Raw genomic sequence first — 14,580 nt, 5'->3', positions numbered from 1 at the left:
GCCGCGAGACCGGGAGGAAGACATGCCGCACACTGACCAGGGCCAGAGCCAGGACAAGACGCTCGACGTCATCACGATCGGCCGCTCATCCGTCGATCTCTACGGCCAGCAGCTCGGCACGCGGCTGGAAGATACCGCCTCCTTCGCCAAATCCGTCGGCGGCTGCCCGGCCAACATCGCCATCGGCACCGCCCGCCTCGGCCTCAGGTCCGCGCTGATCACCCGCGTCGGCGACGAGCAGATGGGCCGCTTCATCCGCGAGCAATGCGCCCGCGAAGGCGTGAATGTGGAGGGCATCAGGACCGACAGGGAGCGGCTGACGGCGCTCGTGCTGCTCGCCATCGAATCCGAAGGCGTCTCGCCGATGATCTTCGTGCGCACCGACTGCGCCGACATGGCGCTCGACGAGGGCGACGTGGACGAGGCCTTCGTGCGCTCCTCCCGCGCCGTGCTCGTTTCCGGCACGCATTTTTCCCGCCCCAACACCGAGGCCGCCCAGCGCAAGGCGATCCGCATCGCCAGGGAGAGCGGCGGCAAGGTCATCTTCGACATCGACTACCGCCCGAACCTCTGGGGTCTTGCCGGCCATGCGGAAGGGTTCGAGCGCTACGTGAAATCCGACCGCGTCTCCGCCATCATGAAATCCGTGCTGCCGGATTGCGACCTCATCGTCGGCACCGAGGAGGAGATCATGATCGCCTCGGGCGCCGACGACGTGCTCTCCTCGCTGAAGGCGATCCGCGCCGTCTCGGCGGCGACGATCGTGCTGAAGCGCGGCGCCATGGGCTGCATCGTCTATGACGGCCCGATCTCCGACGACCTGGAGGACGGCGTCGTCGGGCAGGGTTTCCCCATCGAGGTCTACAACGTGCTCGGCGCGGGCGACGCCTTCATGTCGGGCTTCCTGCGCGGCTGGCTGAAGGGCGAGGACCACAGGACCTCCGCCACCTGGGCCAATGCCTGCGGCGCCTTCGCCGTCTCCCGCCTGCTCTGCTCGCCGGAATATCCGAGCTGGGACGAACTCGCCTTCTTCCTCGCGAACGGCAGCAAGCACCGGGCGCTGCGCAAGGACGAGGCGATCAACCACATCCACTGGGCGACTAACCGCAAGCAGGACGACATACCGCTGCTGATGGCGCTTGCCTGCGACCACCGCATGCAGCTCGTCGACGTCGCCGACGAGCTGAAGGTACCGCACGAGAAGATTTCCGAATTCAAGCGCCTGACCGTCAAGGCCGCCGCGCGGGTCGCGGACGGCCGCCCCGGCTATGGCATGCTGATCGACGAGCGCTTCGGCCGCGACGCCTTCTTCGACGCCGCGACACAGAATTTCTCCTGGCTCGGCCGGCCGGTCGAGCTGCCGGGCTCCAGGCCGCTGCGCTTCGAGTTCAGCCAGGATATCGGCTCGCAGCTCGTCGAATGGCCGCTCGACCATTGCATCAAGTGCCTGTGCTTCTATCATCCCGACGATCCGGCCGCGCTCAAGACGGAGCAGCAGGAGAAGCTGCGCGCGCTCTTCGAAGCCGCGCGCCGCGTCGGACGCGAACTGTTGATCGAGATCATCGCGGGCAAGAACGGGCCGCTCAAGGATGATACGGTGTCGATGGCGCTGCAGGAGCTCTACGACCTCGGCATCAAGCCGGACTGGTGGAAGCTGGAGCCGCAGGCCTCCAGCGGCGCGTGGGAGAACATCGAGGCCGTCATCGCGAGGAACGACGCCTATTGCCGCGGCATCGTGCTGCTCGGCCTCGAAGCGCCGACCGAGGAGCTGGTGAAAGCCTTCGAGGCGACCAGGGTGGCGCCGGCCGTCAAGGGCTTTGCCGTCGGCCGCACGATCTTCGTCGACGCCGCCCGTGCCTGGATGGCCGGAAAGATGGACGACGAGGCGGCGATATCGGACATGGCCGGCCGCTTCCGCGCGCTGACCGACGCCTGGCTGCGGACGCGCGGCCTTTAAGGGACAGGGCAATCCCGCAAGACGTGAGGCGGTTCGCCCGGTCAGGGATTGCGGCAAGCAAGAGAATTCGGGAGGAAGACCATGGCAAAGACGATCCGGCTGACGATGGCGCAGGCCGTCGCGCATTTCCTGAAGGCGCAGATGACGGTCGAGGGCGGCAGGAAGGTGCCGATCTTCGCGGGCGTCTGGGGCATTTTCGGCCACGGCAACGTCGCCGGCATGGGCGAGGCGCTCTACCAGGTGCGCGAGGATCTGCCGACGCTGCGCGCCCACAACGAGCAGGGCATGGCGCATGCCGCCGTCGCCTTCGCCAAGGCGAGCTTCCGCCAGCGCTTCATGGCCTGCACGACCTCGATCGGCCCCGGCGCGCTGAACATGATCACCGCGGCGGGCGTCGCCCATGTCAACCGCCTGCCCGTACTGTTCCTGCCCGGCGACGTCTTCGCCAACCGCATTCCCGACCCGGTCCTCCAGCAGATCGAGAATTTCGGCGACGGCACCGTCTCCGTCAACGACGCCTTCCGCTGCGTCTCGCGCTATTTCGACCGCATCACCCGGCCGGAGCAGATCATCCCCGCGCTGAAGCGCACCATGCAGGTGCTGACCGATCCGGTCGATTGCGGGCCGGTGACGCTCTCGCTCTGCCAGGACGTGCAGGCCGAAGCCTATGACTATCCGGCGAGCCTCTTCGAAGAGAAGGTCTGGACGCACCGCCGGCCGCGCCCGGACAGCGACGAGCTCGCCGCCGCCATCGCCACGCTGCGCAAGGCGGAAAAGCCGCTGATCATCGCCGGCGGCGGCGTGCTCTATTCGCAGGCGACCGCCGAGCTGAAGGCCTTTGCCGGCATGCACGGCATTCCGGTCGCCGTCACCCAGGCCGGCAAATCGGCGCTGCCGGACGACCATCCGCTCTGCATGGGCTCGATCGGCGTCACCGGCACCTCGGCCGCCAATGCGTTTGCCGAGGAGGCGGACGTCATCCTCGCCGTCGGCACCCGCATGCAGGACTTCACCACCGGCTCCTGGTCGCTCTTCAAGAATGACGCCGTAACGATGATCGGCCTCAACACCGCCGCCTTCGATGCCGCCAAGCACAACAGCCAGCCGCTCGTCGCCGATGCGCGCGAGGGCCTGACGCTGCTTTCCGAGGCGCTCGGCGGCTGGAAGGCGCCGGCCGCGGTGGAGGCGGCCGCAAAGTCCCGCAAGGACGAATGGATGGCCGCCGCCAACCGGGCGACCGCCGCCACCAATGCGGCCCTGCCCTCCGATGCGCAGGTCATCGGCGCGGTGCAGCGCGCGATCGGCGGCGACAATTCGGTTCTCGTCTGCGCCGCCGGCGGCCTGCCGGGCGAGCTGCACAAGCTGTGGCGGGCCAACAGGCCCGGCGGCTACCACATGGAATACGGCTTCTCCTGCATGGGCTACGAGATCGCCGGCGGCCTCGGCGTCAAGCTGGCGCGGCCGGAGGCCGATGTCGTCGTCATGGTCGGCGACGGCTCCTACATGATGATGAACTCCGAGTTGTCGACCTCCATCATGCTCGGCCAGAAGCTGACGATCGTCGTGCTCGACAACCGCGGCTACGGCTGCATCAACCGGCTGCAGATGGCGACCGGCGGCGCGAACTTCAACAACCTGCTGAAGGACTCGATGATCGAGACGATGCCGGACATCGACTTCAGGGCGCATGCCGAGAGCATGGGCGCGGTCGCGGTGAAGGTGTCGTCGATCGCCGACCTCGAAACCGCTATCGAGAGAAGCAAGGGCAACGACCGCACCTCTGTCATCGTCATCGACACGGACCCGCTGATCACCACGAAGGACGGCGGTCACTGGTGGGATGTCGCGGTTCCGGAAGTCAGCGCGCGCGACGAGGTCAACACGGCGCGCGAGGCCTATGTGAAGGCGCTCGAAGCCCAGCGGATCGGCTAGGCAATGCCGTGGAACACCCCCCTCTGCCCTGCCGGGCATCTCCCCCTCAAGGGGGGGAGATCGGCAAGGGGAGAAGCATCGCTCAAACTTAGACGTCAATGATCGGCGAAACGGTTACCCCATCCAAATCTCCCCCCTTGAGGGGGAGATGCCCGGCAGGGCAGAGGGGGGTATCCCAACCAAATATTTAGCTCTTCCTTCCAAGGAGATTTTTCGATGAAAGCCAAACTCGGCATGTCGCCCATCGCGTGGTGGAACGACGACCTTCCGGAACTCAGCGACGACGTGTCCCTGGAGGAATGCCTGCGGCAATCCCGCAGCGCCGGCTTCACCGGCATGGAAAAGGGCCGCCGCTTCCCCGAGGATCCGGCGGTCATGCTGCCCATCCTGCGCGCGGCCGACGTGACGCTGTGCGGCGGCTGGTTCTCCGGCACGCTGGTCGACGAGGAGCTTACGGTCAACAAGGACCGCATCCTCCCGATGATCGAGCTGTTCAAGGCGGTCAACGCGCCCTGCATCGTCTATGGCGAAGTCGGCCGGTCCATCCAGGGTGACCGCTCCAGGCCGCTCGCCACCAAGCCGCGCCTTTCCGACGACGAGATGAAGGCCTATGGCCGCCGCCTCACCGAATTCGGCGAATGGTGCGCGGACCAGGGCATGCCGCTGTCCTATCACCACCACATGGCCGCCGTCGTGGAGACCGAACCGGAGCTCGACGCCTTCATGAAGAATTCGGGCGAAGGCATTCCGCTGCTGCTCGATGCCGGCCATCTCGCCTTTGCCGGCGGCGACGTGCTGCGCGCCATCGACAACCACCACGCCCGCATCAACCATGTGCACGTCAAGGACATCCGCCGGTCCGTGGTCGACGGGCTCGACCGCACGAAACAGTCCTTCCTCGACGCCGTGGCGCTCGGCGCCTTCACCGTTCCGGGCGACGGCTCGCTCGATTTCGGCGCCATCGTGCAGCGTTTCGCCGATCATGGCTATGAAGGCTGGTTCGTCGTCGAGGCCGAGCAGGATCCGCGTGAAGCGCCGCCGCAGAAGATGGCCGAGGTCGGTCATGCGGAATTGATGCGCGTCATGACGGCGGCGGGCTATACCGTGGAGACGGAAGGGTTTCCGAAAGGATAATCCTCCCCCGATGCCGACTGAAAGGAAGAAGCCCATGTCGACCCTCATCATCAAACCCGAAGGCAACCATGGCCGCGTCAGCCATGTGACACCCGAAAGCGCCGGCTGGACCTATGTCGGCTTCGACCTGCACCGCATGAAGCCGGGCGAGATCCTGGCGGCCGAGACGGGAAGCCGCGAGGTCTGCCTCGTGTGGATCTCCGGCAAGGGCAAGGCGACGGCGGCGGGCAAGGATTTCGGCATCCTCGGCGAGCGCATGAGCCCCTTCGACGGCGCCCCGCATGCGCTTTACATCCCGGCCGATTCCAACTGGTCGGTGACGGCGGAGACGGACCTGGAGCTCGCCGTCTGCTCGGCCCCGGGCGGCGGCGACTACAGGGCCAAGGCCATTCCGCCGGGCACGCATCCGAAGATCAGCCGCGGCAAGGGCTCGAATGTCCGGCATGTCCACAACATCATGCCGGAAGACGACAGTTCGGCCCATTCGCTGCTCGTCGTGGAGGTGATCACGCCGAGCGGCAACACCTCGTCCTATCCCTCGCACAAGCACGACCAGGACAACCTGCCGCACGAAAGTTTCCTGGAGGAGACCTACTACCACCGTCTCAACCCGCCGCAGGGCTTCGCCTTCCAGCGCGTCTATACGGACGACCGTGCGCTCGACGTGGCGATGGCGGTGGAGGACGGCGACGTGACGCTGGTGCCGAAGGGCTACCACCCCTGCGCCACCATCCACGGCTACGATCTCTATTATCTCAACGTGATGGCCGGGCCGAAGCGCGTGTGGAAGTTCCACAACGCCAAGGAGCACGAGTGGCTGCTGGCGTGAGCGCCGGCTACCGCTTCCACCTGCGCGTCAGGCCCCAGGTCCTGGCGATCTCCAGCGTCGAGGAAAAGCCGGCCTCCAGCATGAAGGGCTCGACGGTGGCGGCGTATCCGCCGCCCTCGCCGCGCTCCACCGGCGTGCCGTGGCCCATGCCGTCGATTTCATGGAAGGTGACGAGGGGCTTGCCCTCCCTGTCCGGCCAGATGCGCGTGCGGCGGCCCTTCATGCGCTTTTCCACGAAGGCCTCCTGCGGCAGGCGATAGAGGTCGCGCCATTGCTCGACCAGGGCGAGGCCGTTCGACAGGGCGACGGTTTCATCCGCCGTGCCGTGCCAGATGGAGATGGCCGGCTTGCGCGAGATGCGCGGGGAGACGGTGCGCACCAGCTCGCTCCATTCGCGCGGGCTCTTCTCCGGCGCCTCGCCCATCGCGTCGAAGGCGCGGGTGGCGTCGCGCGCGGCGCCGAAGGGCAGGCCCGCAATGATCGCGCCGCCGGCAAAGAGCTCGGGATAGTTGGCAAGCATCGCCGCCGTCATCGCGCCGCCCGCCGAAAGGCCGGTGATGAACACGCGCTCCGGGTCGCTTGCCGCACGCTCGGCCGTATGGGCCACCATCTGGCGGATCGACATCAACTCGCCCCGGTCGCGCGTCACCTCGCTCGGCCGGAACCAGGTGAAACAGCGCCGCGGATTGTTCGCCTCGCGCTGCTGGGCATAGACGACCGAAAAGCCGCGCTCTTCCGCCAGCGACGCCCAGCCGGCCCCACGATCATAGCTTTCGGCATCCTGCCGGCAGCCGTGCAGCACCAGAACGAGCGGCCGGCCGGCCGGAAGGTCCTCCGGAATATGCTCGAACATCAGAAGGCAGCCCGGATTGCTGCCGAAGCCGGCGACTTCGGCAAGCCTGGAGGCGCCGGCCGGGCGCCGCCGGGCGGTGGGCGCCTTGCGTTTCGGGTTGCGGTGAAACGGCCAGAACAGGTCACCCAGGCGCGCGTCGGTCGGCAACAGCCGTTCGACCGATCGCTTGAAACGGTCCCGCATGCTTGGCCTCTCTTTCGTGGAATTGCTCATCGTCAGGTTATTTGCTCATCCGGCACGGCAGGATCAAGGCGGAACGGGAAAAATGCGGGGGATGGCTCATTCTCCAGGCTCATGAGGGCATTCACAAATAGCCAAAGGGTTTGGTCATCCCTTTCGTTCCCGGCCTTTCGAAGAGGGGCGAGCTGATGTAGCACTTCTGCAACGACAAAACCGCGACAGGAGGAAATCCATGAGCGAGCATCACAGCGCCACCCCGCAGCAGGCCCGCGCCAAGATGGCGCCCTTCGACTGGGCAGACCCCTTCCTCCTGGAAGACCAGCTCACCGACGAAGAGCGCATGATCCGCGACACGGCCCGCGCCTATTGCCAGGACAAGCTCGCCGCGCGCGTCACCGAGGCCAACCGCCACGAGATCTTCCACCGCGAGATCATGAGCGAGATGGGCGAACTCGGCCTGCTCGGCCCGACGATCCCGGAAGAATATGGCGGCGTCGGTGCCAACTACGTCTCCTACGGCCTCGTCGCCCGCGAAGTCGAGCGCGTCGATTCGGGCTACCGCTCGGCCATGTCCGTGCAGTCCTCGCTCGTCATGCACCCGATCTTCGCCTACGGCACGGAAGAGACCCGCAAGAAGTACTTGCCCAAGCTCGCCTCCGGCGAATGGGTCGGCTGCTTCGGTCTCACCGAACCCGACCACGGCTCGGACCCCTCCTCCATGATCACCCGCGCCAAGAAGGTCGACGGCGGCTACCTCGTCTCCGGCGCGAAGAACTGGATCACCAATTCGCCGATCGCCGATGTCGCCGTCGTCTGGGCGAAATCCGACGCGCATGACAACAAGATCAAGGGCTTCGTGCTGGAACGCGGCATGAAGGGCTTTGAGACGCCGAAGATCGAGGGCAAGTTCTCGCTGCGCGCCTCGGTGACGGGCATGATCATGATGCAGGACGTCTTCGTGCCCGAGGAGAACCTGCTGCCCGAGGTCGCCGGCCTTGCCGGTCCCTTCGGCTGCCTCAACCGCGCCCGCTACGGCATCGCCTGGGGCGCCATGGGCGCCGCCGAGTTCTGCTGGCATGCCGCCCGCCAGTACACGCTCGACCGCAAGCAGTTCGGCAAGCCGCTCGCCGCCACGCAGCTCATCCAGAAGAAGCTCGCCGACATGGAGACCGAGATCGCCCTCGGCCTGCAGGGGGCGCTGCGCCTCGGCCGCCTCTTCGACGAGCACCGCGCCCCGGCCGAGCTCATCTCGCTGATGAAGCGCAACAATTGCGGCAAGGCGCTCGACATCGCCCGCGTCTCGCGCGACATGCATGGCGGCAACGGCGTGTCCGACGAATACGGCGTCATCCGCCACGTCATGAACCTCGAGGCGGTCAACACCTACGAGGGCACGCACGACATCCACGCCCTCATCCTCGGCCGCGCCCAGACGGGCCTCCAGGCCTTCCAGTAAGCCGCAGCCCCATACCCGTCCGACGGCCGCTCGTTCAAATGCGAGCGGCCGTCTTCACCTTTCCTCCATCCCGTTTCGATACAATCGGCAGCGAGCCACAGGAGCGGGAGGGAGCCATGCCCCTCGAACACGTCCACGACCAGCTTCGCCTGCGCCACCCCAAGCGCAGTTTCGTCCAGTATCGCATCGACAGGCCGGGCTTCGTCACGCCGATCGGCCACCATCTCAGCACTGCGATGCGCTATACCTGCCTCATCCGCAGCATTTCCAGCGCCGGCGCGGTGCTCTCCATCAACAAGACGCTAACCCTGCCGGAAAACTTCTACCTGGAGATCCACGGCATCCGCGACGAAATCCCCTGCACGGAATTCAAGCGCGACGGCGAGGAGCTGGTGGTGCGCTTCAACATGTTCCTCGACACGGACTTCCTCGACCTCGTGCTCGGCCGTGCGCCCCAGGACCACCACGCCTGAGCGGCGCCCTTGCGGAAGATCGAACGCCTAAACTTTTAAGTATTTGTTTTAATGAAACAAAATACTCGCCTGCGACACTCTGCCCGTCTCTGTCGGACATGACGTCCCCTTTGGGAGAAAGCGGCAATGAGTGACGACGCCAAGAAGCGCTCCGGCGCAGGCCTCTACGAGCGGAAATGGGAGCGGTTCGCTGTCAACCGGCAGGGCATGCTGATGACCGTCGGTTTCGACCTGATGGCGCCCAAGACGCGCCACTGCAAGCTGATCGACATATCGCTCGGCGGCGCGAGTTTCACCGTCGGCACGACGATCGGCCTGCCGCTGCACTATTACCTCTCCATCGTCGGCGTCGCCTCGCGCATCGGCTGTGCGGAGGTCTATCGCAACGACAACCGTATCGGCGTCCAGTTCATCAAGGAGATCGACGAGGAGCTCCTGCGCATGATCGTACGGTCCGATTATTTCACCGGCGGCATCACCGGCCGCCTCAAACAGCCGGAACGGCGCTACATGGTGGGCATCGAGAAGGGCGGCGTCGGCTCGGCCACCAACTGATCGTTTCGCGCCACGACATTATTGGCTAGGCTGCCCGCCGGGAACCGATTCCGGCGCCGCGCCTTCCCGGCGCATCGGCCGCGGCGGCGTCCCGCATCCGTGTCGATCGATCCCAGGCAGGCCCCATGTCCGCATTTTCCCGCTTCACCGCCCTCGCCCAGTCCCTGCCCGCAACGGTGCCCTTCGTCGGGCCGGAAGCCATCGAGCGCAACCGCGGCCTTGCCGTGCGCGCCCGCATCGGCGCGAACGAGAGCGGCTTCGGCCCGGCGCCGTCCGTCCTGGCGGCGATCAGCGCTGCCGCCGGCACGACCTGGATGTATGCCGATCCGGAGAATTTCGACCTGCGGGAGGCGCTTGCCCTCCATCACGGCATTTCGCGCGACAACATCGCCATCGGCGGCGGCATCGACGGGCTGCTCGGCGAAATCGCGCGGCTGGTCATCGAGCCGGGCACGCCGGTCGTCACCTCGCTCGGCGGCTATCCGACCTTCAACTACCATGTGAACGGGTTCGGCGGCCGGCTCGTCACCGTGCCCTATGTCAAGGACCGGGAGGACCTCGACGGCCTTCTCGACGCCGTGCGGCGGGAGAATGCGCCGCTCGTCTATTTCGCCAACCCGGACAATCCGATGGGGAGCTGGTGGGATGCCGACAGCGTCGTCTCCTTCGCGCGGGCGCTGCCGGAAACGACGCTGCTCATTCTCGACGAGGCCTATGGCGAGACGGCGCCGGCGGGCACCATCCCCCCGATCGGCGCGCTGATCGGCCAGCCGAACATCCTGCGCATGCGCACCTTCTCGAAGGCCTACGGCCTTGCCGGCGCGCGGATCGGCTATGCGATCGGCACGCTCGGCAATGCGCAGGCCTTCGACAAGATCCGAAATCATTTCGGCATGGCCCGGATCTCGGTCCAGGCGGCGCTCGCCGCGCTGAAGGACCAGGCTTATCTTGCGGACGTCATCGCCCGTATCGGCGCCTCCCGCGAGCGCATCTCGCAGATCGCGCGGTCCAACGGCCTTGCTCCCCTCGCCTCCGCCACCAATTTCGTCACCATCGATTGCGGCCGGGACGGCACCCACGCCCGCGCCATTGTCGACGGCCTGATGGAACATGGCGTCTTCATCCGCATGCCGGGCGTCGCCCCCCTCAGCCGATGCATCCGCATCAGCGTCGGGCCGGATGACGATATGGCGTTGCTGGAGGAGGCGTTGCCGCTGGTTTTGAAGCGAATAGCGAATAGTGAATAGCGAATTGGGGGCGGTGCCGTCTCCACGGTCTTCTTTACGCTTCCCTATTCGCTACTCCCCATTCGCCATTCGCCCATCAATGAACCGTCATCCACTCGCGCGCTGCACGCAGCGCCAGGACGAGGTCGGTCTTCGTCATCGTCGCGGCAAGGTCGGCGCGCAGCTCCGCGGCGCGTTCGCAACCCTTGATGGCGGCGATGTTGAGCCATTTGTGCGCCTGCACCACGTCGACGGCGCAGCCGCGGCCGGTGGCATACATGAGGCCCATGTCGCAGAAGATCTCGGCGCGGTTCTCGCCGCCCGTCATGGCGGCCGTTTCGGTGTTCTGAAAGTCAAAGCGTGCCATTTCGATTGTCCCTGTCTACCTGGTTTTCTGCTCGTATTGTCCTGTTTTACCTGCCCTTTCGGGCCTCCTTGGGCGCCTGCCGTCTTCAGCGGCCTTGGTCTTCCTTCGGAGTTTTGCCGGCGGGTTTTCCCTGCTCGTCTTATGGCTCCACTATGCCGCGGGCCTTTCAAAATGCGCTTAAAATGCATGCTTAATTTGAGACAAACAAAGTCCAAACGCTTGGTAAAATTGGGTTTTCGTTAAACATCAGAGGCGCTGGAAACCGCCGCATTCGCTTCAAAATTTACCGATTGTTCAACCGGCGATTTCAACCTTTCGCTAACCACGCAAACCGGTCGGGTTTTTCCGCAATGCAATTCTTCGGGTCGCCGACGCCGGAAAAACGCATGCAGATCCATTCTCCGCGCATATTTACCTTTACGTTCGCGTAAGATATTGTCGGCGCGCATTCTGGAGGAGGAAGAGAATGAACCTGAAGACATGGATCGCCGCCGCCCTGCTCATTGTCCCGGGCGCGGCCCTTGCCGCCGAGCCGATCGAGGGCACCTGGAAGACCGCCAGCGGCGAGACCGCGGCGATCGCCAAATGCGGCGGCAGCTTCTGCATCACGCTGAAAACCGGGAAATTCGCCGGCAAGCGCATCGGCAAGCTGGAGGGCGCCGGCGCGGACTATACCGGTTCGATCACCGATCCGGCGGCCGACAAGACCTATAGCGGCTCCGGCTCGGTGAGCGGCAATTCGCTGAAGATGAAGGGCTGCGTCCTGAAGGTGCTCTGCAAGTCGCAGACCTGGTCGCGGCTTTGAACGGCAAGGATTGAGGAAACCGGCCGGCGCCCGGGCGCCGGCATTCGGCTGTCCGCGCGACTTTCAGCGCGCCGTCAGGGCCTGCCTGCCCTTGCCCGGGCCAATCCGCATCTCCACATGAAAGTACCGGCTCCCCGGCCGCATGCCGGGCTCACAGCCGCCCGGGCTGGCCAATTCCCCCGCCCCCCGATCAGGGCCGCTCCCGGCATGCCCGCCTGCCCCCGCTCAACGCCCTCCCGAGGGCCGATCACAGCTTTCCTGAACGGGAGATGAACCGGCCTCTCAGGGAGCGTTCAGTCCCGCAATGCGACAAGGGTCACACTGAAACATGTCAATGAGGGACGACACCATGGACATCCTCGCACGCCGTCTGACGATCATCACCCTGCTGATGGCCATTTTCGCGATCATGCTCGCCGCCGCCGTCGAGACCGACTACCGCCGCAGCACGCACAACACGACCGGCAAGTTCGTCGCCTGCGCGACGCCGGACATGTGCCGCGCCTCGCTCTGACACTTCTTCCAAGACACCTGGACACGCCGAGATGACGACCGCCCTTGCCCATACCTGCGCCACCGCCATGCGCATCCTCGCCCTCTCGGCGATGATGATCGCCCCGGTCGGTGCGCTCGCCTGGAGCAATGCCGGCGGCCTCGGCATCGAGAAGCAGGGGGCGGGCCTCGTCCTCTTCGTCACGCTCCAGCGCCAGTCGATGAGCTGAGAATACGCTTTGCCCTCCCGCCATCCGTGCTAAACGGGTCAGGCCAGCGCTTCCCCTTTCCCGTCGTCACCGATCCGAAACGGGCAGGCGCAAGTCGACACGCCTGAGCCCGGAGCCGCGGATGAAATCCCTCCTTGTCTTTTCCCTCGCGGCCCTTGCCGAGATCGCCGGGTGCTTTGCCTTCTGGGCCTGGTGGCGGCTCGACAAGTCCATCCTGTGGCTCGTTCCCGGCATGGCCTCGCTCGCGCTTTTCGGCTGGCTGCTGGCGCAGGTCGACAGCGCCTTTGCCGGGCGCGCCTATGCGGCCTATGGCGGGGTCTATATCGCCGCCTCCCTCCTCTGGCTCTGGTTTGCCGAAGGGCTTCGCCCCGACCGCTTCGACGTGGCCGGCGCGGCGCTGGCGCTCGTCGGTGCCGGCGTCGTCCTCGCGGCCCCGCGCTAGGATCAATCGCCCTTCAGCCCCGTCCGGCCTCGGCTGAAGGGCGATTGGTCCCGGGGCTTGCGGGCGCGCCGAACTTGTCGTTTGCTTGTCAAAAAACAACACCTATAGTGATTCATGAGCAAACGAATCTTCTCCCCCAAGCCTCTTTCCTTCGCGACACCCGAGCCCTACGAGCCGCAATCCTTCGAGGATTCCACGGCCGCCGTCGATGCCCTGCAGGCCCTCTACGACCGCAACACGACCTTCCTGACCGACGCCTTCGTTTCGCTCGGCAGGAACGGCACGCCGGACAAGCGCTTCCGCGCCTGCTACCCCCAGGTCTCCATCGAGACGACCAGCTTCGGCCATGTCGATTCCCGCCTGTCCTACGGTTACGTCGCCTCGCCCGGCGTCTACACGACCACCATCACGCGGCCGAAACTCTTCCGGCACTATCTCAAGGAACAGCTCGGCCTTTTGATGCGCAACCACGGCGTTCGCGTCATCGTGTCGGAATCGACGACGCCGATCCCGCTGCACTTCGCCTTCGGCGAAGGCGCCTATGTGGAGGCGGAGATCGCCGAGGGCATCGAGCTTCCGCTGCGCGATCTCTTCGATGCGCCGGACCTCACCACCACCGACGACGAGATCGCCAACGGCGCCTATGAGCCCGGTCCCGGCGAACCCTCGCCGCTCGCGCCCTTCACCGCGCAGCGCATCGATTATTCGCTCGCCCGCCTCAGCCACTACACGGCGACGAGCGCCAACCATTTCCAGAATTTTGTGCTCTTTACGAACTACCAGTTCTATGTCGACGAATTCTGCGCCTGGGCGCGCCTGCAGATGGCCGAGGGAGGCAACGGCTATACGGCCTTCGTCGAGCCCGGCAACATCATCACACCCGCCGGCGCCGACATGCCGGAGACCGACCTGACGCTCGCCCGCCTGCCGCAGATGCCGGCCTACCACATCAAGAAGAAGGGCCATGGCGGCATCACGCTGGTCAATATCGGCGTCGGCCCCTCCAATGCCAAGACGATCACCGACCATATCGCCGTGCTGCGTCCGCATGCCTGGCTGATGCTCGGCCATTGCGCGGGCCTCAGGAACAGCCAGACGCTCGGCGACTACGTGCTGGCCCACGCCTATGTACGCGAGGACCATGTGCTCGACGACGACCTGCCGGTCTGGGTGCCGATTCCGGCGCTCGCCGAGGTGCAGGTGGCGCTGGAAAGCGCCGTCGAGGAGGTGACGGGCCTCGAAGGTTATGACCTGAAACGCATCATGCGCACCGGCACCGTGGCGACGATCGACAACCGCAACTGGGAACTGCGCGACCAGCGCGGCCCCGTCAAACGCCTCTCCCAGTCCCGCGCCATCGCGCTCGACATGGAATCGGCCACCATCGCCGCCAACGGCTTCCGCTTCCGCGTGCCTTACGGCACGCTGCTGTGCGTTTCCGACAAGCCGCTGCACGGCGAATTGAAGCTGCCGGGCATGGCGACGGCCTTCTACCGGACGCAGGTGAACCAGCATCTGCGGATCGGGATCCGGGCGCTGGAAAAGCTCGCGGGCATGCCGACGGAGAAGCTGCATTCGCGCAAGCTGAGGAGCTTCTTCGAGACGGCGTTTCAGTGACTTTGTTGTAAGGGACCTCGCCTTGGTGTATG

General features: G+C 65.6%; 15 protein-coding genes. 13 read left to right on the top strand and 2 right to left on the bottom strand.

The window, feature by feature from the left end; translation table 11 throughout:
* Positions 1–22 precede the first annotated feature (22 nt).
* The 4 genes from WMC41_RS05810 to iolB all read left to right on the top strand — a co-directional run bounded on the left by WMC41_RS05810 (position 23) and on the right by iolB (position 5,852).
* The gene (locus tag WMC41_RS05810; protein ID WP_432347291.1) at positions 23–1,957 is read left to right on the top strand and encodes a bifunctional 5-dehydro-2-deoxygluconokinase/5-dehydro-2-deoxyphosphogluconate aldolase; all 1,935 of its coding nucleotides are present in this window, start codon (positions 23–25) and stop codon (positions 1,955–1,957) included.
* A gap of 81 nt (positions 1,958–2,038) precedes the next feature.
* Positions 2,039–3,889 carry a 3D-(3,5/4)-trihydroxycyclohexane-1,2-dione acylhydrolase (decyclizing) gene (gene iolD / locus WMC41_RS05805; protein WP_432347290.1) on the top strand — a complete coding sequence of 617 codons (1,851 nt, stop codon included), beginning with the start codon at positions 2,039–2,041 and terminating at the stop codon, positions 3,887–3,889.
* Positions 3,890–4,105: 216 nt separating this feature from the next.
* Positions 4,106–5,023: a myo-inosose-2 dehydratase gene (iolE, locus tag WMC41_RS05800; RefSeq protein ID WP_432347289.1), complete on the top strand. Its 918-nt coding sequence runs from the start codon at positions 4,106–4,108 to the stop codon at positions 5,021–5,023.
* A gap of 34 nt (positions 5,024–5,057) precedes the next feature.
* On the top strand, positions 5,058–5,852 hold the full coding sequence (gene iolB, locus WMC41_RS05795) for a 5-deoxy-glucuronate isomerase (protein ID WP_432347288.1): 795 nt from the start codon (positions 5,058–5,060) through the stop codon (positions 5,850–5,852).
* Positions 5,853–5,859: 7 nt separating this feature from the next.
* Here iolB and WMC41_RS05790 read toward each other — a convergent pair whose 3' ends face one another.
* On the bottom strand, positions 5,860–6,888 hold the full coding sequence (locus WMC41_RS05790) for an extracellular catalytic domain type 1 short-chain-length polyhydroxyalkanoate depolymerase (RefSeq protein WP_432347287.1): 1,029 nt from the start codon (positions 6,886–6,888) through the stop codon (positions 5,860–5,862).
* A gap of 229 nt (positions 6,889–7,117) precedes the next feature.
* On the opposite strand from WMC41_RS05790, the gene WMC41_RS05785 reads away from it, so the two are divergent.
* The 4 genes from WMC41_RS05785 (at position 7,118) to WMC41_RS05770 (ending at position 10,616) form a co-directional block, all read left to right on the top strand.
* Positions 7,118–8,341 (top strand): acyl-CoA dehydrogenase, encoded by a 1,224-nt coding sequence (locus WMC41_RS05785; protein ID WP_064329552.1) that lies wholly within the window; start codon positions 7,118–7,120, stop codon positions 8,339–8,341.
* A gap of 116 nt (positions 8,342–8,457) precedes the next feature.
* A complete protein-coding gene (locus WMC41_RS05780; protein ID WP_432347286.1) occupies positions 8,458–8,814 on the top strand; it encodes a hypothetical protein in 357 nt (118 codons plus the stop codon).
* Between the two features lie 126 nt (positions 8,815–8,940).
* Positions 8,941–9,369 (top strand): PilZ domain-containing protein, encoded by a 429-nt coding sequence (locus tag WMC41_RS05775; protein WP_272804915.1) that lies wholly within the window; start codon positions 8,941–8,943, stop codon positions 9,367–9,369.
* Between the two features lie 125 nt (positions 9,370–9,494).
* Positions 9,495–10,616, top strand: a complete 1,122-nt coding sequence (locus WMC41_RS05770) for a pyridoxal phosphate-dependent aminotransferase (RefSeq protein ID WP_432347285.1) — start codon at positions 9,495–9,497, stop codon at positions 10,614–10,616.
* A gap of 76 nt (positions 10,617–10,692) precedes the next feature.
* Here WMC41_RS05770 and WMC41_RS05765 read toward each other — a convergent pair whose 3' ends face one another.
* Positions 10,693–10,962, bottom strand: a complete 270-nt coding sequence (locus tag WMC41_RS05765) for an SEL1-like repeat protein (protein WP_432347284.1) — start codon at positions 10,960–10,962, stop codon at positions 10,693–10,695.
* A 466-nt stretch (positions 10,963–11,428) separates the two neighbouring features.
* Here WMC41_RS05765 and WMC41_RS05760 point away from each other — a divergent pair, with 466 nt between their 5' ends.
* From WMC41_RS05760 to WMC41_RS05740, 5 genes are all read left to right on the top strand, one after another.
* Entirely contained in the window at positions 11,429–11,767 is a 339-nt protein-coding gene (locus tag WMC41_RS05760) for a DUF2147 domain-containing protein (RefSeq protein ID WP_244770007.1), read from the top strand.
* A gap of 349 nt (positions 11,768–12,116) precedes the next feature.
* Positions 12,117–12,281, top strand: coding sequence for a hypothetical protein (locus tag WMC41_RS05755; RefSeq protein ID WP_244770006.1), 165 nt, complete (start codon positions 12,117–12,119; stop codon positions 12,279–12,281).
* A gap of 31 nt (positions 12,282–12,312) precedes the next feature.
* Positions 12,313–12,489 carry a hypothetical protein gene (locus tag WMC41_RS05750; RefSeq protein WP_244770005.1) on the top strand — a complete coding sequence of 59 codons (177 nt, stop codon included), beginning with the start codon at positions 12,313–12,315 and terminating at the stop codon, positions 12,487–12,489.
* Positions 12,490–12,610: 121 nt separating this feature from the next.
* Positions 12,611–12,931, top strand: a complete 321-nt coding sequence (locus WMC41_RS05745) for a YnfA family protein (RefSeq protein WP_244770004.1) — start codon at positions 12,611–12,613, stop codon at positions 12,929–12,931.
* 114 nt (positions 12,932–13,045) lie between these two features.
* Entirely contained in the window at positions 13,046–14,548 is a 1,503-nt protein-coding gene (locus tag WMC41_RS05740) for an AMP nucleosidase (protein WP_244770003.1), read from the top strand.
* Positions 14,549–14,580: the final 32 nt, after the last annotated feature.

Source organism: Shinella yambaruensis (assembly GCF_050859155.1).
In the GTDB taxonomy this organism is placed as follows: domain Bacteria; phylum Pseudomonadota; class Alphaproteobacteria; order Rhizobiales; family Rhizobiaceae; genus Shinella; species Shinella yambaruensis.
The sequence above is the reverse complement of the archived record's forward strand: the minus strand, read 5'-3'. Positions and strand labels throughout refer to the sequence as shown.